This window comes from Kribbella sp. NPDC056951 (assembly GCF_042674205.1).
GTDB lineage: Bacteria > Actinomycetota > Actinomycetes > Propionibacteriales > Kribbellaceae > Kribbella > Kribbella yunnanensis.
This window is the reverse complement of record NZ_JBHUQZ010000001.1, coordinates 264,151-280,352: the sequence shown is the minus strand read 5'-3', so window position 1 is coordinate 280,352 and position 16,202 is coordinate 264,151. Positions and strand designations below refer to the sequence as shown.

At 67.1% G+C, this 16,202-nt stretch carries 17 protein-coding genes and 1 riboswitch; of the genes, 5 read left to right on the top strand and 12 right to left on the bottom strand.

The features are described from left to right. Positions 1–40: 40 nt before the first annotated feature. Positions 41–1,042, top strand: a complete 1,002-nt coding sequence (locus ACFTSF_RS01340) for a zinc-binding alcohol dehydrogenase family protein (RefSeq protein WP_380151926.1) — start codon at positions 41–43, stop codon at positions 1,040–1,042. Positions 1,043–1,079: 37 nt separating this feature from the next. Here the strand turns inward: ACFTSF_RS01340 and ACFTSF_RS01335 are convergent, their stop codons facing one another. The 5 genes from ACFTSF_RS01335 to ACFTSF_RS01315 are packed head-to-tail and all read right to left on the bottom strand — an operon-like array spanning position 1,080 to position 5,529. After that, the gene (locus ACFTSF_RS01335) at positions 1,080–2,417 is read right to left on the bottom strand and encodes an LLM class flavin-dependent oxidoreductase (RefSeq protein ID WP_380151925.1); all 1,338 of its coding nucleotides are present in this window, start codon (positions 2,415–2,417) and stop codon (positions 1,080–1,082) included. Continuing rightward, complete coding sequence (locus tag ACFTSF_RS01330) at positions 2,414–3,124, bottom strand: ABC transporter ATP-binding protein (RefSeq protein ID WP_380151923.1); 711 nt, start codon at positions 3,122–3,124, stop codon at positions 2,414–2,416. The genes ACFTSF_RS01335 and ACFTSF_RS01330 overlap by 4 nt, the downstream gene beginning before the upstream one ends. Further along, the gene (locus ACFTSF_RS01325) at positions 3,100–3,936 is read right to left on the bottom strand and encodes an ABC transporter permease (RefSeq protein WP_380151922.1); all 837 of its coding nucleotides are present in this window, start codon (positions 3,934–3,936) and stop codon (positions 3,100–3,102) included. Before ACFTSF_RS01325 ends, ACFTSF_RS01330 begins: the two co-directional genes overlap by 25 nt. Next, positions 3,933–4,982 (bottom strand): ABC transporter substrate-binding protein, encoded by a 1,050-nt coding sequence (locus ACFTSF_RS01320; RefSeq protein ID WP_380151921.1) that lies wholly within the window; start codon positions 4,980–4,982, stop codon positions 3,933–3,935. The genes ACFTSF_RS01325 and ACFTSF_RS01320 overlap by 4 nt, the downstream gene beginning before the upstream one ends. Next, a complete protein-coding gene (locus ACFTSF_RS01315) occupies positions 4,975–5,529 on the bottom strand; it encodes a flavin reductase family protein (RefSeq protein WP_380151919.1) in 555 nt (184 codons plus the stop codon). The genes ACFTSF_RS01320 and ACFTSF_RS01315 overlap by 8 nt, the downstream gene beginning before the upstream one ends. Before the next feature lie 317 nt (positions 5,530–5,846). Between ACFTSF_RS01315 and ACFTSF_RS01310 the strand changes: the two genes are divergently transcribed. Next, positions 5,847–6,329 (top strand): sigma-70 family RNA polymerase sigma factor, encoded by a 483-nt coding sequence (locus tag ACFTSF_RS01310; RefSeq protein ID WP_344161271.1) that lies wholly within the window; start codon positions 5,847–5,849, stop codon positions 6,327–6,329. Beyond that, positions 6,326–6,904, top strand: a complete 579-nt coding sequence (locus ACFTSF_RS01305; RefSeq protein ID WP_380151918.1) for a methylated-DNA--[protein]-cysteine S-methyltransferase — start codon at positions 6,326–6,328, stop codon at positions 6,902–6,904. Before ACFTSF_RS01310 ends, ACFTSF_RS01305 begins: the two co-directional genes overlap by 4 nt. A 97-nt stretch (positions 6,905–7,001) precedes the next feature. On the opposite strand, the gene ACFTSF_RS01300 is transcribed toward ACFTSF_RS01305, so the two are convergent. The 5 genes from ACFTSF_RS01300 to ACFTSF_RS01280 all read right to left on the bottom strand — a co-directional run bounded on the left by ACFTSF_RS01300 (position 7,002) and on the right by ACFTSF_RS01280 (position 11,534). Then, complete coding sequence (locus ACFTSF_RS01300) at positions 7,002–7,673, bottom strand: methyltransferase domain-containing protein (protein ID WP_344161266.1); 672 nt, start codon at positions 7,671–7,673, stop codon at positions 7,002–7,004. A gap of 27 nt (positions 7,674–7,700) precedes the next feature. Then, a complete protein-coding gene (locus ACFTSF_RS01295; RefSeq protein WP_380151917.1) occupies positions 7,701–9,044 on the bottom strand; it encodes a purine-cytosine permease family protein in 1,344 nt (447 codons plus the stop codon). Continuing rightward, a riboswitch (TPP riboswitch) is annotated at positions 9,033–9,144 on the bottom strand. (Overlaps the previous gene by 12 nt.) Before the next feature lie 22 nt (positions 9,145–9,166). Then, positions 9,167–9,829 carry an alpha/beta hydrolase gene (locus tag ACFTSF_RS01290; RefSeq protein WP_344161261.1) on the bottom strand — a complete coding sequence of 221 codons (663 nt, stop codon included), beginning with the start codon at positions 9,827–9,829 and terminating at the stop codon, positions 9,167–9,169. Then, positions 9,826–10,641, bottom strand: a complete 816-nt coding sequence (locus ACFTSF_RS01285) for a hypothetical protein (RefSeq protein WP_380151916.1) — start codon at positions 10,639–10,641, stop codon at positions 9,826–9,828. The genes ACFTSF_RS01290 and ACFTSF_RS01285 overlap by 4 nt, the downstream gene beginning before the upstream one ends. 41 nt (positions 10,642–10,682) lie before the next feature. Next, positions 10,683–11,534: a DUF3152 domain-containing protein gene (locus ACFTSF_RS01280; RefSeq protein ID WP_380151915.1), complete on the bottom strand. Its 852-nt coding sequence runs from the start codon at positions 11,532–11,534 to the stop codon at positions 10,683–10,685. Positions 11,535–11,614: 80 nt separating this feature from the next. Between ACFTSF_RS01280 and ACFTSF_RS01275 the strand changes: the two genes are divergently transcribed. Continuing rightward, positions 11,615–12,070, top strand: coding sequence for a macro domain-containing protein (locus ACFTSF_RS01275; protein ID WP_380151914.1), 456 nt, complete (start codon positions 11,615–11,617; stop codon positions 12,068–12,070). A 301-nt stretch (positions 12,071–12,371) separates the two neighbouring features. Here the strand turns inward: ACFTSF_RS01275 and ACFTSF_RS01270 are convergent, their stop codons facing one another. Beyond that, on the bottom strand, positions 12,372–13,565 hold the full coding sequence (locus ACFTSF_RS01270) for an ATP-binding protein (protein WP_344161253.1): 1,194 nt from the start codon (positions 13,563–13,565) through the stop codon (positions 12,372–12,374). A 151-nt stretch (positions 13,566–13,716) separates the two neighbouring features. Between ACFTSF_RS01270 and ACFTSF_RS01265 the strand changes: the two genes are divergently transcribed. Next, complete coding sequence (locus ACFTSF_RS01265) at positions 13,717–14,739, top strand: GTP pyrophosphokinase family protein (protein WP_380151913.1); 1,023 nt, start codon at positions 13,717–13,719, stop codon at positions 14,737–14,739. Here ACFTSF_RS01265 and ACFTSF_RS01260 read toward each other — a convergent pair. After that, on the bottom strand, positions 14,726–16,135 hold the full coding sequence (locus tag ACFTSF_RS01260) for an MFS transporter (RefSeq protein WP_344161247.1): 1,410 nt from the start codon (positions 16,133–16,135) through the stop codon (positions 14,726–14,728). The two genes, ACFTSF_RS01265 and ACFTSF_RS01260, sit on opposite strands and share 14 nt — an antisense overlap. Positions 16,136–16,202: the final 67 nt, after the last annotated feature.

Genomic DNA, 16,202 nt, shown 5'->3' with positions numbered 1-16,202 from the left:
CCCTCCCGAGATGAGCTAGTCCCATGAAGACAACTCTGACATGTCAGAAGGCAAGATGTTCGCCATGGACATGCGTGCGATCGTGCTGGACCACCCGGTCGAACCAGAAGAATTACGAGTACGCCGGGTGCCGGTTCCCGAGCCGGATCCGGGCTGGGTGCGGATCAAGGTGGAGGCGTTCGGACTGAACCGTTCGGAGTACCACCTTCGGGCCGGGCTCGCGACCGGGGCGACCTTCCCGATCATCCCCGGGATCGAGGCGGTCGGTACGGTCGATTCCGCGCCGACCGGGGAGTACCACCCGGGTCAGCAGGTCGCCGCGATGATGGGCGGGATGGGCCGCCAGTACGACGGTGGGTACGCCGAATACGTCGTCGTACCCGCGTCGTCGATCGTCCCGGTGCGCACGGACCTCGAGTGGTCCACTCTCGGCGCACTTCCGGAGATGCTGCAGACCGCGCACGGCTCGTTGTTCACCGGTCTGGCGATCGAGCCTGGCCAGAGCGTGCTGATCCGCGGCGGTACGTCGTCGGTCGGGGTGGCCGCAGCCGCGATCGCCAAAGAACACGGGCTGACCGTGTTCTCCACGACCCGTAATCCGGATCGTGTCGAGGTTTTGCGGGAGCATGGGGTCGACCATCCGATTGTTGACGACGGCAACGTTTCGGCAAAGGTGCGGGAAATCCAGCCGAAGGGTGTGCACGCGGCTCTCGAACTGGTCGGGACAAATGTTCTTCCGGATACGCTCAAAGCCGTTGCCGTGCATGGGACCGCGTGTTTCACCGGAATGCTGAGCGACAACTGGACGATCCCGGACTTCTACCCGATGGACTATCTCCCGAACGGTGTCCGGCTGACCGCCTACAGCGGGGAGAGCAACGACCTCCCCGCCGAGGCGTTCCAGCGGTACGTCGACCTCGTGGCCGCGGGCAAGCTCCCGATCCGCATCGACCGGGTCTTCACGATGGACGAGATCGGCGAAGCGCACCGGATCATGGCCGACGGCAAAGCAGTCGGCAAGCTGGTGGTCAGAGTGAACTGATGCGGGGAGCGCCGCCCCCGACGCCCCCCGCATCAGGTCAGCCGGTTGCCTCCTGCAACAGCGAGGCTCGGCCTGCAGGACGCGCCAGACCGTAGTGGTCGCGGAGCGTCGTGCCGGTGTATTCGGTGCGGAAGAGGCCGCGGGCTTGCAGGATCGGGATGACCTCGTCCACGAACACGGTCAGCCCCGACGGGAGCACCGGCGGCATGATGTTGAAGCCGTCGGCTGCTCCTGCTTCGAACCAGTGCTGGATCGCGTCGGCGACCTGGTCCGGCGTACCGGTGAAGGTGCGGTGACCGCGGCCGCCTCCTAGGCGGCCGATCAGCTCGCGAACGGTCAGCTTCTCGCGCCGCGCCAGCGTGACGATCAGCGTGTAGCGGCTCTTCGCGCCTTCGATCTCGTCCTCGTCCGGCAGGTCCGTCGGGAGTTGCTGATCGAACGCCAGGGCTTCCGGCGCCACGCGCAGCGTCTTGGCCAGTTGCAGCCGCGCATACTCGGGGCTGATGAGCTCGTCGAGTTGCCGCTCCAACCGAGTAGCCTCCTCAACCGTCGAGCCGATCACGGGGACGATCCCGGGCAGGATCTTGATCGTCGACGGATCGCGGCCCAGCGCCGCCGTACGGGCCTTCAGATCGCGGTAGAAGTCCTGCGCGTCCTCCAGCGTCTGTTGCGCGGTGAAGACGGCCTCGGCGTAGCGCGCGGCCAGGCCCTTGCCGTCCTCCGACGACCCGGCCTGCACGATCAGCGGATGCCCTTGGGGTGAGCGCGGCAGGTTCAGCGGACCGCGGACCTGGAAGTGCCGGCCGACGTGATCGATCGGTACGACGCGGTCGTTGACCGCCCAGACGCCGGCCTCCTTGTCGGCGATCGCGGCGTCGTCCTGCCACGAGTCCCACAGCTTGTACGCGACCTCGAGGAACTCCGCCGCCCGGTCGTACCGCTCCGCATGCGCAGGCTGGTCGGCCAGGTTGAAGTTCTTCGCGGCATCGGGACCCGCCGTGGTCACGACGTTCCAGCCGGCCCGTCCACCGCTGACGTGATCGACACTGGCGAACCGCCGAGCCAAGTTGAAAGGATCGTTGTACGTCGTCGACGCCGTCGCGATCAGTCCGATCCGCGACGTGACAGCGGCGATCGCCGTCAGCAGCACGGTCGGTTCGAGCGAACCCGCCGGGCGCCGGCCGACCTCGCCGAACAACGCCGGCGAATCCGCGAAGAACACCGAGTCGAACAACCCACGCTCGGCAATCCGCGCCAGCTCCTGATAGTGCGAGACCGACGTGTTCGCGAACGGGTTGCTCTCCGGCAACCGCCATGACGCCTCGTGGTGGCCGGTACTCATCAGGAACGCATTCAGATGCAATTGCTTACTCACAACGAAACCCCCAACGCATCAAGGAGCCGCGATCGCACCGCGGCGAACTCCGGATCCGCCGAACTCCGCACGGAGCCCAACGAGATCACCTCTTCGGCCACCAACCGGCCGGCGTCGAGCACGATCACCCGATCGGCGAGCACGATCGCCTCGTCGACGTCGTGCGTCACCAGCAGCACGGCCGGCTGATGCGCCGCGCACAGCTTCTTCAGCAGCGCATGCATCTTCAGCCGGGTCAGCGCATCGAGTGCCCCGAACGGCTCATCGGCCAGCAGCAGCTCAGGTTCCCGAACCAGCGACCGCGCCAACGCGACCCGCTGCTGCTCACCACCGGACAACTCGTTCGGCCAGGCGTCCTCGCGACCGGCCAACCCAACCTCGGCCAGACTCTCCCGCCCGCGCTCCTCGGAACCCCGCAACCCGAGTACGACGTTGTCCAACACCTTTGCCCACGGCAACAACCGCGAGTCCTGGAAGACAACCGACACCTGACCCGGTACGGCGATCTCCCCCGACCCGTCGACCGACGGATCGAGACCGGCCAGCGCACGCAGCAACGTGCTCTTCCCGGAACCGCTCTTCCCCAGCAGGGCAACGAATTCACCCGGCGCGATATCGAGATCAACACCGTCGAGTACGGCGCGATCGTCGTACCGGCGGATCAGGTCCCGGACCTGGACCGTTACGAGGCCAGCGTACGGCGCCATGTCAGGGCCCTCCTCTGAATCAAGCGGACTGCGCCGTCGGAGAGCAGCCCGAGAGCGCCGTACAGGACCAGGCCGACGATGATGATGTCGGTCTGCCCGTACGTGCGGGCCAGCTCCATCATGTAGCCGATACCGCTGGTGGCGTTGATCTGCTCGACCACCACCAGCGACAGCCAGGCGCCGGTCACGGCGAACCGCAGACCGAGCAGGAACCCGGGGAGCGCGCCCGGCAGGACGACGCGGCGGATGAACTCGCGCTGCGACAACCCGACGGTCTGCGCGAGTTCGACGTACTTGCTGTCGATGGTCCGCAGGCCGTTGTGGGTGTGGATGTAGATCGGTACGAAGACGCCGAGCAGGATCGTCACGACCTTCATCGACTCGCCGATGCCCAGCCACAGAATCAGCAGCGGGAGCAGGGCGAGGGACGGGATCGCGCGCTTGATCTGGATCGGTCCGTCGAGAATCGCCTCGCCGAGCCGGGACAGGCCGGAGATCAGCGCGAGTACGACGCCGAGCACGATCCCGAGGCCGAGTCCGACCAGCGCTCGCTGCGACGACGTCCAGAGGTTCGACTGCAGGCGTCCGTCGGAGATCAGCTCACCGGTGGTCGTGACGACCGTCCACGGCGCCGACAGGACGCGTTGATCGATCCAGCCGGTGGCCGAGCCGATACTCCACACGACCAGCAGCAGAACGGGTCCGATCGCGGCACCGAACTTGATCGGCTTCCCCGGTCCGAGCCGGCGCCGCCGTACGACGGGAGCGGTGCGGGGCGCGGTCCGCAGCCCGGGCAGTGTCGTGACGGTCATTTGCCCACCGCCTTGATCGCGTCGGCCGCGACGGCCTCGAATCGCAGGTCGTAGAGGTCCTTGGCCTGGATGACCGGGTTCTTGGTCTCCGCGGCCAGGAGCTCGATCGTCTCCTGGTTCCGGGTGATCGCGGAGCTCCAGTCGGCCGTGATGTCGGGATGCCCGGCGTTGTCCACGAGCCACTGGCCGTCGGCCTCGGTGAGCCCCTGGTCCTTCACGTAGTACCCGGCGATCCATTCCTTCGGGTGCTTGTCGATCCAGTCCTGCGCGACACCCCACGCGGCGACGTACTCGCGAATCGCGGCCGCCTTGGCAGGATCCTCGAGCGACTCGACCGGGCCGTAGAGGTGCCCGGCATCGTCCCGGATCCCGTGCTGCAGGGTCGTCGCGCCGTCCTTGCCGTACTTCGCCGTGTAGCGCTTGATCTGTACGCCGCCGATCGGGGCGACGTCGACCTGCTTCGCCGCGAGGGCGTTCGTGTACACGTCACCGGTGCTCGGCAACTCGATCAGCTTCACGTCGTCCTTGGTCAGCCCGGCCTTCTTCAGCACCTTGAGGACCAGCGACCCCTGAGCCTGCCCAGGGCTGAAGGCAATGGTCTTGCCCTTCAGATCGGCCAGTGTCTTCACGTTCACCCCCGGCGCGATCCCGAGCTCGTAGATCGGGTGGTTGATCGCGTCCTGGCGGAACTTCGAGGCGACGATCTTCACCTTCAGCCCGGTCCAGGTCGCATGGATCGCCGGGATCTCGGCGACCGATCCGAGGTCGAGGGCATGTGCCCGGAACGCCTCGGTGGTCTGCGGACCGCCACTCAGGTTGGCGAACTTGACGTACTTCTCGACCTTGTCGAGCTGACCCGACAGTTTGAAGGCGACCTGGGTGGCCGGATCACCGACGACGATTTTCGTGCCGTCGGGCACGCTGGTCGGCAGGGGCGCGTCCAGCGCGAGCTTCGGACCACTGTTGCCGGCCTGGGCGGGACCACCACAGCCGGCGGCGACGATCAGGGCAGCGGCGGCGAGTACGGCGTACTTGAACTTAGACATGGTGAACCCTCGGGGTGGCGGTGGCATAGCGGCCGTCGTGATAGAGCAGCGGCTCGTGTTCACGGCGTTCGGTATGGGTGATCAGTCGGGCGACGACCAGGTAGTGGTCGCCGACGGCGAAACGGTGTTCTACCTGCGCACGGAGGACGCTCGGCGCCTCGTCGAGCACGGGCTCCCCCGTGGGCAGGCGGGACCAGCGGGTCGGCGCCGCGAAGCGGTCGATACCGCTGGTGGCGAAGCGGCCGGCGATGGCCTGCTGGTCGTCGGACAGGAAGTTGATCGCGAGGGACAAGGTGCGGCTGACGGTCGGCCAGCTGGACGCCTTGGTGTCGATCGCGAACGAGACCAGCGGCGGCAGCAGGCTCACCGAGACCAGTGAGGTGGCGGTGAAGCCGACCGGGCCGTGTCCGGCGTCGGCGGTGATCACCACGACGCCGGCGGCGTGGCGACGGAAGACGTTCCGGTAGACGTCGGCGTCGACGATCCGCTCCTCGGAACGGTCCGGAACCAGTGAGAGGGCAGGGCGGTGCACAGCAGGGACGGACATGTCTCTCCCTCGGACACAAAAAGGGCAGGCAGGAACCGATCCCGGACGGGTGAGGTCGCGAGGGGATCGGTCGAGAGGCGGGTCAGGCCCCGTACGGCGCTCGATGCGCCGGAACACGCAGAACCGGGGTCACCGACAGGTGGCGCTCGCCGTCCGCAGCAGATCGATGACGCGACGGCGTGTCAGCAAGGTCGTCGTCATGTCAGCAATCTTCGCATCAATGTCTACTGGAGAACTGGACAATCCCACCATGCGGGACAACTGTCTCGCGACGGGTCCCCTCACACATCCGGCCGCGACTGCGTTTAATGGGCATGGTGACTGTCGCACTGCCGCCGTTCCAGGCGCTCGTGGACGCGCACTGGCGGGACGTGGCCCGCCTGGCGCGCGCCTTGGCCGGGCCTGTGGACGGCGACGACGTGGCGCAACGCGCGTGGGAGAAGGCGTTCGCGGCCTATCCGGGACTGACCTCGGCGAAGAACCTGCGCAGCTGGCTGCTCACCATCACCGCCCGGTGCGCGACCGACGTTCACCGGGCCCGCCGGCCGCAACGGCCGCTCGACGACGCACCGACGATCGCGGTCGACGGCCCGGACGCCGCCGACTGGCCGGATCCCGAGCTGTGGCAGGCGGTCAACGGGCTGCCCGAGCGGCAGCGGTACGCGATCACGCTCAAGTACGTCGGCGACCTGGACCACCACGGTGTGGCCGCCGCCCTGGACACCACCCCCGCAGCCTCGCGCCGCCTTGTCAGCGACGCTCTCGCGACACTGCGCCGTACCCTCGGAGTTGAGACATGAACGGACTCGAAGACCGGCTCACCCGGTTCAGCACACCTGAGTTGAAACCACCCGTCCTCCCGGACGCCGACGTCGCCTACACCCTGCACGGCACCCCGATCGGCACGATGCTGCTGGCGGTCGCGCACGGTCGGGTGGTGGCGAGCTCATTCGGTGACGAGGAGACGATGACCGGGCGACTCGCCCGCGCCGTGTCGCCGCGAGTTCTCCGCCAGCCGCGCGCACTGGACGCCGTACGGCGGGAGCTGGACGAATACCTGATTGGGAAACGCGACGAATTCACCGTGCAGGTTGATCTCGTGCTCGCGACGCCGTTCCAGCAATTGGTTCTCGCGGACCTTCGTGAACACACCAGTTACGGACACACCAAGACGTACGGCGAGCTCGCCGGGGAGATCGATCGACCCAAGGCAGCCCGAGCCGTCGGTACGGCGCTGGGCGCGAATCCCGTGTGTGTCCTGCTGCCGTGCCACCGGGTGATCGGGGCGAGCGGCGCGCTCACCGGGTACGCGGGCGGCCTCGAGGCCAAGCGCTACCTGTTGAATCTTGAAAAGAAAAGAATCATTTCCGCGTAGCCGCAGGAATGGTTTTATCGTTGCTGTATTCAGGAGCAGGTCCCCAATGTGGAGTGGGGATCTGCTCCTATTCTTTCGGGGTTCAGTTCTTTCGGGGTCAGGCGTGGATCTCGAGGATCAGCCGACGCCGCCCGCCCCACTCGCGCTTGTAGACCTTGTAGTTGTCGATCCCCGCGGCGGCGCAGAGGCGGCCGTAGCTGATGTCGTCGTGGATGTAGTGCACGCTGCTCAGGCCGTCGGCGTGCTCGGTGGTGACGATCCGGTGTTCCGGGCCCTGCCGCATCCCCAGCGCGATCTCACCGGCGGTCGCGGGTCCCCAGGACGGGCCCTCGATGATCGCGATCCCGCCCGGCTTCAGCACCCGGGAGATCTCGCAGATCGTCGAGATCTGCTCGTCCTCGGCGAACAGTTCGTGGAACGCGGTCCACAGGCAGATCACCGCGTCGAACGAGTCCCACGCGTACGGCAGATCGGTCATCGACCCGATCGCCCAGTCGATCGCCAGCTCCTCCTCGTTCGCCTGGATCCGGCCGGCCTCGACCAGGTTCGGCGAGATGTCGAGGCCGCGCACCGTCTTCCCGGCGCGCGCCAGCGGGAGCGAGATCCGGCCGTAGCCACAGCACAGATCAAGAACCGATTCCCGGCCGTCGAGCAGTTCCTCGACGGCCTTCACGATGTCTGCGTCCCGCTCGGGCGAGGTCCGCGCAGCCAGACCATCGACGCCGAGCTCGGCGTACTCGGCCCGGCTGCGCAGTGCGGAGTTGAGCATGGGCGCAAGTATCCCGCGTGCCGCAGGTCAGTTGTCCACCGGTTCGCGGGTCACGATCCGGCCGCGACCGATTTTGCCGAGGAGAACTGCGGCGAGTATCGAGACGATGATGCTGGTGTAGGTCGCACCCAACCAGCCCGGCACGGCCTGCCCACCGAAGAGCTTGCCTTGGACACCTTCCCAGAACGGCGACCACTCGGCGACCGTGCCCGGATTCACGAGCTGGTAGGCGACGAACCCGATCAGCCACGCGACCGCGGGCTGCCAGCGGAACTTCGCCGTACCGGAGACGTCCCAGTTCATCTTGCTCACCAGGAAGAAATCGGCGATCGCGACCGCGAACAGCGGGATGAAGACCGAGCCGATCAGATAGAGGAACTGCGTGTAGTTGCCCAGGTCAACCAATAGCGCGAGACCGGTGGCGAGGACGCCGATCGCGATCGAGATCCACCGGCGATCGACGTGACCGATCAGGTTGTGCGCGGCCATCGTGGTCGAGTAGACGTTCGCATAGGCCTCGTCGACCTCGTCCACCAGCAGCACGAACAACGCGATCGCACCGGCCGGCAAGGTGACGAGCGCGGTGATGACACCTTCGCTGTCGGTCTGCAGAGTCGCGACCGCGAAGACACCCAAGGCGTAGTACAGGATCGCGGCCAGGCCGTAGCCGAGGGCCGAACCACCGAAGGCCGCCTTGTTGGTGCGGGAGTGCCGGGTGTAGTCGGCGGCCAGCGGCGCGAACGAGACGACACCGGCGGCGGCCAGGTCGACGGCCGGCCAGAAGCCGAACACACTGTCCTGCGGCAACGACTGCACCGGCTTGCTCAGCACCTGGATGAATAGGTAGACCGAGGCAATCAACACCAGCCAGACCATGAACTTGCGCAGGATTTTCACGCTGCCCAAGGGCCGGACCGCCATGGTCGTGGCGATGATCCCGGCCAGTACGACGAACAGCCAGCGCCAGCGCTCACTCGTCACCGCGACCGCGGCCTGCGAGATCACGATGATCTCCATCGTCGCCCAACCGATGTTCTGCGCGATGTTCAGTACCGTCGGGGCCATCGATCCGCGACGGCCGAACAGGCCGCGCAGACTGGCCATGGCCGGTGCGCCGGTGTGCGAACCGAAGACGGCCGAGCCACCGAGCACGAGCGCGCCGATGCCGCACCCGACGACCACGGCGAGCAGGCCCTGCCACAGCGAGCCTGTGTACGCCGCGACGAGCGCACCGGTGACCGGGCCGAACAGCGAGATGCCGAGGTTGCCCCAGAGCGTGAACTGGTCGAGGAACCCCAGCGTCCTCGGCGCATCCGTGGTGAGGACGAGCGGTGCTTCTGCATTGGCAGGACGAACTGCTGTATCAGTCATTGCGATCCCTACGCCGGCATTACCCGGTCAGGTTCAGGCGGTCGGCGACCCTAGTCGCCCTCTCAGCCCGCATTCGGTGCGAGCTCCCGCAAAGGTTTTGCTACCGCGTCAACGATAACGCCTCAGTCCGCCGGCCGCGCGGCGGCTGCTCGGTGGATGAGCGCGGCCACCTCCGGGCCGTTGGTCAGCACCGGCATGTGGGACCCGGTGGACAGCGTCCGCGACTCACCGTGGCTCAGAGCGGCCAGGCGGTCGGCCCAGTCGGCTGGTGACAGATGGTCATGGCGGCAGCGGATGATCACGACCGGCGACTGGACTCTGGTGATCACACCGGCCAGATCGTGCCGTCGGCAGGCCGCAGCCGCCCTGGCGATCGTAGAGAACGTCGTACGGGCGTATTGCGGTGCCAGGACCGGGATCAGCCGGGGTGACTCCGGTGCGGCCGACTCCAGCCAGCGCATGCCCAGGTCGAGCCAGCCCGCGGACTTCGTGTCACCGCTCGGAGCGATCAGGACCAGTGCGTGCACCAGCTCCGGGTGGGCGACCGCCAGCTCGACCACGATCTGCGCGCCGGCCGAGTGCCCGACGAGGACCGACCGCTCCCGGACCTGCTGCTCGAGGCGGGCGGCGAGGGCCTCGGGGTGCAGGTCATCGCGGTTGTCGGCAGGTTCGCCGTACCCGGGCAGTGTGACCACCCGGTACGGCATTGAGAGGTGCTCGACGGTTGGTGCGTACGACTCCGGCCCGAGGCCGAGGCCCGGGACGAGGACTACGGGAGCGCTCACTCCCAGGGTGGTCGGCCGGGTGCGGCCCGAACCACGGTGTCGAGGTCCGGCTTGAGCTCGCGATAGCCGAGGAACAGTCCGGCCGCCAGAATCAGCAGACCGAACCCACCCCACGCGTACGCCGTCGGTAGCCGCTCCAGCGTCTCGTCGACGGCGCCCAGGCCGGTTGAGAGCACCATGCCGGCCCAGATGAACAGGGGGATCAGCGAGACGCCGACCAGCACGCCTCCCACGATCTCAACGGCCTCGGGCTGGCGGGCGGCCTTGCGGCGCGCCAGCACGTCTCTCGCCCACAGGACGAGAGCTGCGGCACCCACCAGGACGATCAGGAGCTGGCCGAGCGCGTCGATCACGTCGGTGCGCAGCGGGTGGTTGAGCGGTGAGCCCGGCGCCTGGGTGATCTCCCGGATCGAGACCCGCTGGACCGTCGCCACCATCAGTCCGTAGACAGCCGCGATCACAGTGGCGAACAGCACCACCTTGGCCGCGCGCGGATCACGGCCGGCGAATGGCTCCTTACGCCCGTACGTCGGGAAGGCCTCGGGATGCGGATCCACGGGAGCGCCGTACGGGTGTCCTGGACGGTAGCTCGGCGGCTGAGTCGGGTCGGTGGGCGGACCGCCGTACTGACCTGGTTGGGAGCCGTAGGGCTGCGCAGGTGCATACGGGACGGGCGGCAGTGGCTGACCACCGCCGGCGTACGTGCCGCCGCCGTACGGTGTGGGCGGAGCGATGTGCTGCTCCTCGGCGGGTTGTTCCTGGTCCGGACGCTCCGGCTCACGTCCGTACGTCGGGAAGTCCTGTGACGACATCGCTGCTCCCTCCCTGGGGACTCAGCTTCTCACGGGACGGGTCAGGTGGCCTTGATCGTCGGCCACGCGTTCGGCCGGCAGCCACCGAGCCCCTTGGTCTGCTGCATCATCACCGGCGCCGGAGTCTTCGGCTGCCCACAGGTCGAGTGCCCGTGCCCAAGCGCGTGCCCGACCTCGTGATTGACCAGATAGTTGCGGTACAGCGCGACATCCCCGCCGTACGCCGGCACTGCATACATCCACCGCTTGGCGTTCAGCACGACCCGGTCCTCGACCCGGCACGACACCTCACCACCGGTGTCGAGCGGCAGACACAACTTGTCGGTCAGCGTCGGCGTGGCCACGATGATCCGCAGATCCACGTTCTCCGAGTCCGTCCGCTCGAAACTGACCGGATGCACCGCCTGCCACCCACGCGGATCAGTCAGCGTCTTGTGAATACTCGCCGCGACCGCCGCCGGGTTCACCGACAACCCCTGCTCGATCTCCACCCGGTAAGTCAGCTTGTCCCGCACCCCGGTCGCCTTGTCCGACCCCGGCACGACACTCAGCTTCCCACTCGACACGGTGACGTTGGGCTTCGCGCCCTTAGGCTGCCGAGTCAACGTAGGTGCCGGCCGCAACGGCGTCGTCAGATGCACCGAAGGTGTAGGAGTCGTCACCACCACCGGAGTAGGCACCACCACCTCCGGCTGCGCAACCGGAGTAGATGCCCCGGCAACAACCTCAGCAGCCAAACTCCGCCGCCCAGTCGCATCCGGATGCACCACCATCACAGTCCCCAGCACCGCCAACGCCGTCACCGAGAACCACTGCACCCGATGAGACTTCTTCCGGCTGTGCCGTCCACGCGCAGACAACCCAGCACGCTGGCCAGTCCGCCGGGTGGTCATGCCGATTGACCCTACAGACTCCCACCCTCTGCACAAAAGGGCAGGTAGGAATGTCGGTGCGGGCTGATAGGTCTTGGCAGGTGCTGAGAACAGTTGGCGGCGACCTACTGGGTGACGATGCCGATGCGCTGGTCAACGCCGTCAACACGGTTGGCGTCATGGGCAAGGGCATCGCGTTGCAGTTCAAACGCAGCTGGCCGGACATGTTCCGTGACTACCGAGCCGCCTGCCAACGCAACGAGGTCCAGCTCGGGCGAATGCACGTCTGGGCGACCGGATCCCCGACTCCACCTCGCGTCATCGTCAACTTCCCGACGAAGCAGCACTGGCGCTCGACCTCGAAGCTGGCCGACGTCGAGTCCGGCCTGGTCGACCTCCTCCGCGTGATCGACGAGCTGCGCCTCGAGTCCATCGCCATCCCACCGCTCGGCTGCGGGTACGGCGGGCTCGACTGGACCGAGGTGGAGCCACTCATCCACCACATCCTCGCCCCGGCAGCGGACCGAGTCGACATCCGCGTCTTCGCCCCTACCTGACACCCGGTGGAGCCCGTTCCTCGGTGCTTAGGACATGAGCGCGCTCGTCTCAGGCGAGGGCGAGAGGCGGATGGCGCTCACCAGGCCACCACCTCATGTCCTTGCCGACGCTCCACCGCCGGTTGGGTTGACCGCCTCACCCGTCAACGCGGTCGGTCCGCGACTCGACCTCCCCGCGGTTGTCGAAGGCGAGCGGCAGCTCGCGGGCCCGGGCGGTAGCCCGGAAGGGGCTGACGGGTGGGTGGGAGCGCGCGTAGCCGGCGCGACGAAGGAGCGACTGCGTAGCGGGCGTGGGGAGATATCAGGCGGTGCGGGTGCGGAGGAACTTGCCGAAGTGGGGGACGGTGAAGGCTACGGTGCCGCGTTCGGCGGAGAAGACGAGGCCTTTCTTGATGAGGCCGTCTCGGGCTGGGGAGAGGGACTGGGGTTTGCGGTTGAGGGTGGTGGCTACTTCGGCGGTGGGGACGGAGCCGTCGTCGGCGGCTATGCCTAGTTCGGCCATGGCGCGCATGTACTCGCGTTCGGCGGGGGTGGCTCGTTCGTAGCGGGAGCCGAAGAAGCCGACGGTTAGTTCGGCTGAGGCTTCGGGGCCGGCTACGGCTACGTCTTTGATGGTGATGGGAGAGGTGGGGGCGTGGTCCCAGGTGGCATGGGCGAAGGCTTGGACGAAGTACGGGTAGCCGTCGGTCTGGGCGTAGAGCTCGTCGAGGGCCTCGGCGTCGTACTGCACGCCTTCGCTCTCGGCGGGGATCATCAGGGCGCGGTCGCAGGCTTCGCGAGCTAGGCGGTCGACGCGGACGTAGCGGAAGAGGCGCTCGGAGTAGGACTTGCTGGCGGACAGTACGGCGGGCAGGTGCGGCAGGCCGGCGCCGACTACCACCATGGGTGCGCTCTGCTGCGAGATCTCGTGGCAGGCGGCGCACAGCGCGGACAGGTCGTCGGCACTGATGTCCTGCATCTCGTCGATGAACAGTCCGACCCCGACCGACAGGTCACCGGCCAGATCGGCCGCATCGGTGAACAGCTCGATCAGGTCCATCTCCAGGTCACCGGAGTCCGCCCGGCCCTTCGCCGCAGCCACATCCACCGGCGGGTGCCAGCGGATGCCCTTGCGGTCGTGCACATCGGTCCGCAGCGCGAACGCCTTCAGTACGGCGCTGAACTGGTCGACCCGATCGTCGTCCCGGTGCCGGTGCCCCAGCTCACGCATCGCGGTGTGCAGAGCCTGCGCAATCGGCAGCCGGATGCTCTGATCAGGACGAGCCTCGATCTTCCCCGTACCCCAGGCCCGTTTGATCGCCTGACTGCGCAGCGTATTGAGCAGCACCGTCTTGCCGACCCCACGGAGTCCACTCAGCACCAGACTCCGCTCCGGCCTGCCTGCCGCGACCCGCTCGAGCACCACCTCGAACTGCCGCACCTCGATGTCGCGTCCGGCCAGCTCAGGCGGCCGCTGACCGGCGCCGGGCGCATAGGGATTCCGGATCGGATCCATGCTGTCACTGTATGAGGCCGTCTAGCGTTTTCCGTAGATTGACCAATCAACAACCAGAGCGTGTCGCGATCACGCTCTCTACAGCTCTCTAGGGAAAACAGTAGAAAGCGATAGACACCCGCAGCGACCCGAAGAGCACTATCGTTCCCGCATGGTTGGGCGGGTGGAGTGGGCTGAGCAGGCCGCGGCGTTGTATGAGCGGGTGCACCAGCAGTACGTCGGGGGTGCGCGGAAGCTCGAGTCGCTGATCAACGAGTTGATCGGTGAGGAAGAGGGCATCAACTACCTGACTGCGACCGCTCGGGCCAAGGACCCGGAGTCGTTCCTGGCGAAGGCGGCGAAGCCGCATCCGGATGATCCGAACCGACCGAAGTACGACGACCCGCTGGAGCAGATCACCGACCTGGTGGCGGCTCGGGTGATCACGTTCCTGGTGGAGGCGGTGGAACGGGTGTGTGAGGTGATCGAGGAGGAGTTCGAGATCGTCGAGCACACCGACATGGGGGCGCACACTCGCGCGCAGGGGGTGTTCGGGTATGCCAGCAAGCACTATCTGGTTCGGCTGAACGCGCATCGGCGGGAGTTGCCGGAGTACGCCGTACTGAAGAACCTGACGATGGAGATTCAGGTCCGGACCGCGGTTCAGCATGCGTGGGCCGAGTTCGAGCATGACATCCGGTACAAGCTGGACATCCCGCCGGACCGGAAGCCGGAGTTCGACCGGCGGTTCCTGCTGGCGGCTGCGTTGATGGAGTTGGCCGACAACGAGTTCACCGAGATCGACCGGCTCTACCGGGAGCTGGCGGCCGCTGCACCGGGCAAGTCGCCGCGTGACCTCAACACGCCGATCCTGACGACGTACCTGACCCGTCGCTACCCGGACGCGCCGCACGCCAAGACGAACCACTATGCGTGGATCCTGGGCATCCTGGCCCGGATGGGCGTCACGACCGAGGAGGAGCTCACCGAGCTGCTCACCGGCATCGACAGCTTCGCCGTACAGGCTGCGATGACGCACCGGTTCCCGGCCGGCACGGTACGGCGGTTGGACGACGACCTGCTCGCGGCGCGCGGGACGGCGTACATCGATCTGTTCCCGGATGAGGAGCGGCGGCAGAAGATCCTGCGGGGTCGACTGAAGGCACTCGGCCGGGCCGGCATCACGGAAGCTTGAGGGCGGCCGCAGTACGGCGAGCCCAGGCACCTGTGGTGATCAGACCGAGTGTGAGCACCAGCAGGCCGCAACCGACGATCAGGTACCAGTACAGCCGGGCGGCCGGCACGAACCCGCTCTCGAGCGGTCCGACGAGTCGTGCCGACAGAACCGTGCCCGCGATCGCAACACCAAGCGACGCACCCACCTGACGGCTCGTCGACGCAACCGCCGCCGCAACGCCCGCCTGCGCTCGTGGCATGCCCGAGACGGCTGCATTGGTGATCGGCGCGTTCAGCATCCCGAAACCGATGCCGAAGACCAGATACCCAATCGCCAGCACCACAACGGTTGTCGACCCAGTCAAGCGGGACAGGATCAGCCCGGACGCGGCCAGCATCGTCCCGGCCACCACCAGCGGCAGCCGCGGCCCGCGGTGCCCGACCAGCCAGCCTGAGATCGGCGCGAAGACCACCGTCATCGCAGCCATCGGCAGAGTCAGCAGCCCGGCGTGCAAAGCGGAGTACCCACGCACCGACTGCAGATACAGCGAGTTGAGGAACAGAAACCCCGAGAGCGCAGCAAAACCCGCTACTGCGATCAGAGTGGCTCCAGAGAACGGCGCACTGCGGAAGAACCGTGGTTCCAGCAGCGGTTGCTCCCTGCGCTGCTCATAGAGCACCAGCGTCACCAGAGCCACCACCGCGAGCCCGAAACACCCCAGGATCAGCGGCGAGGTCCACCCGGCCGCACGGCCCTCGATGATCGCGTAGATCAGCCCACCGAGCAGCAGGACGACCAGCACCTGCCCCACCGGATCGATCCGCCGCGGTACCAGCGACCGCGACTCCGGCACGAACAGTGCAGCCAGTACGACGGCCAGTAGCGTCACCGGCACGTTCATCCAGAAAATGAACCGCCAGCCCACGGTGTCGACCAGTGCACCGCCCACCACCGGGCCGACCGCCATGCTGAGGCCGACGACACCGCCCCAGACCCCGATCGCCTGCGCACGCTCACGCGGATCGGTGAACGTGTTGGTGATGATCGACATCGCCACCGGGTTCAGCATCGAGCCACCGATCGCCTGCAGCATCCGGAACACGATCAGCAGCTCGACCGTCGGCGCGACTCCACACAGCAACGACCCGATGCCGAACAGCACCAGACCGGCCTGGAACGTCCGCCGCCGCCCGACCCGGTCCGCAGTGGACCCGGAGACCATCAACAGGCTGGCCAGCACCAGCGTGTAGGCGTCGATCGTCCACTGCAGCTCGGTCACCGACGCGCCCAGCTCGGACCGGATCGCCGGCAGCGCCAGGTTCACGATCGTCGAGTCGAGGCCCACGATGAACAGGCTGGAACAACAGATCCCGAGCACCAGCAGCCGGCGTCTGCGACTCAGCACCTCATCCATTGCTCCTGAATGTACTCCGGCCCCGACAAGGCGTGGGAAAAGAGTTTGACGGACTGTCGGAGGCCCC

What these genes read in the sequence shown, in the direction of transcription:
- ACFTSF_RS01325 (WP_380151922.1), bottom strand. Translation starts at nt 3,936, where the DNA reads ATGACCGTCACGACACTGCCCGGGCTGCGGACCGCGCCCCGCACCGCT.
- ACFTSF_RS01305 (WP_380151918.1), top strand. Translation starts at nt 6,326, where the DNA reads ATGAACGGACTCGAAGACCGGCTCACCCGGTTCAGCACACCTGAGTTG.
- ACFTSF_RS01285 (WP_380151916.1), bottom strand. Translation starts at nt 10,641, where the DNA reads ATGTCGTCACAGGACTTCCCGACGTACGGACGTGAGCCGGAGCGTCCG.
- ACFTSF_RS01315 (WP_380151919.1), bottom strand. Translation starts at nt 5,529, where the DNA reads ATGTCCGTCCCTGCTGTGCACCGCCCTGCCCTCTCACTGGTTCCGGAC.
- ACFTSF_RS01260 (WP_344161247.1), bottom strand. Translation starts at nt 16,135, where the DNA reads ATGGATGAGGTGCTGAGTCGCAGACGCCGGCTGCTGGTGCTCGGGATC.
- ACFTSF_RS01330 (WP_380151923.1), bottom strand. Translation starts at nt 3,124, where the DNA reads ATGGCGCCGTACGCTGGCCTCGTAACGGTCCAGGTCCGGGACCTGATC.
- ACFTSF_RS01320 (WP_380151921.1), bottom strand. Translation starts at nt 4,982, where the DNA reads ATGTCTAAGTTCAAGTACGCCGTACTCGCCGCCGCTGCCCTGATCGTC.
- ACFTSF_RS01265 (WP_380151913.1), top strand. Translation starts at nt 13,717, where the DNA reads ATGGTTGGGCGGGTGGAGTGGGCTGAGCAGGCCGCGGCGTTGTATGAG.
- ACFTSF_RS01270 (WP_344161253.1), bottom strand. Translation starts at nt 13,565, where the DNA reads ATGGATCCGATCCGGAATCCCTATGCGCCCGGCGCCGGTCAGCGGCCG.
- ACFTSF_RS01300 (WP_344161266.1), bottom strand. Translation starts at nt 7,673, where the DNA reads ATGCTCAACTCCGCACTGCGCAGCCGGGCCGAGTACGCCGAGCTCGGC.
- ACFTSF_RS01295 (WP_380151917.1), bottom strand. Translation starts at nt 9,044, where the DNA reads ATGACTGATACAGCAGTTCGTCCTGCCAATGCAGAAGCACCGCTCGTC.
- ACFTSF_RS01340 (WP_380151926.1), top strand. Translation starts at nt 41, where the DNA reads ATGTCAGAAGGCAAGATGTTCGCCATGGACATGCGTGCGATCGTGCTG.
- ACFTSF_RS01280 (WP_380151915.1), bottom strand. Translation starts at nt 11,534, where the DNA reads ATGACCACCCGGCGGACTGGCCAGCGTGCTGGGTTGTCTGCGCGTGGA.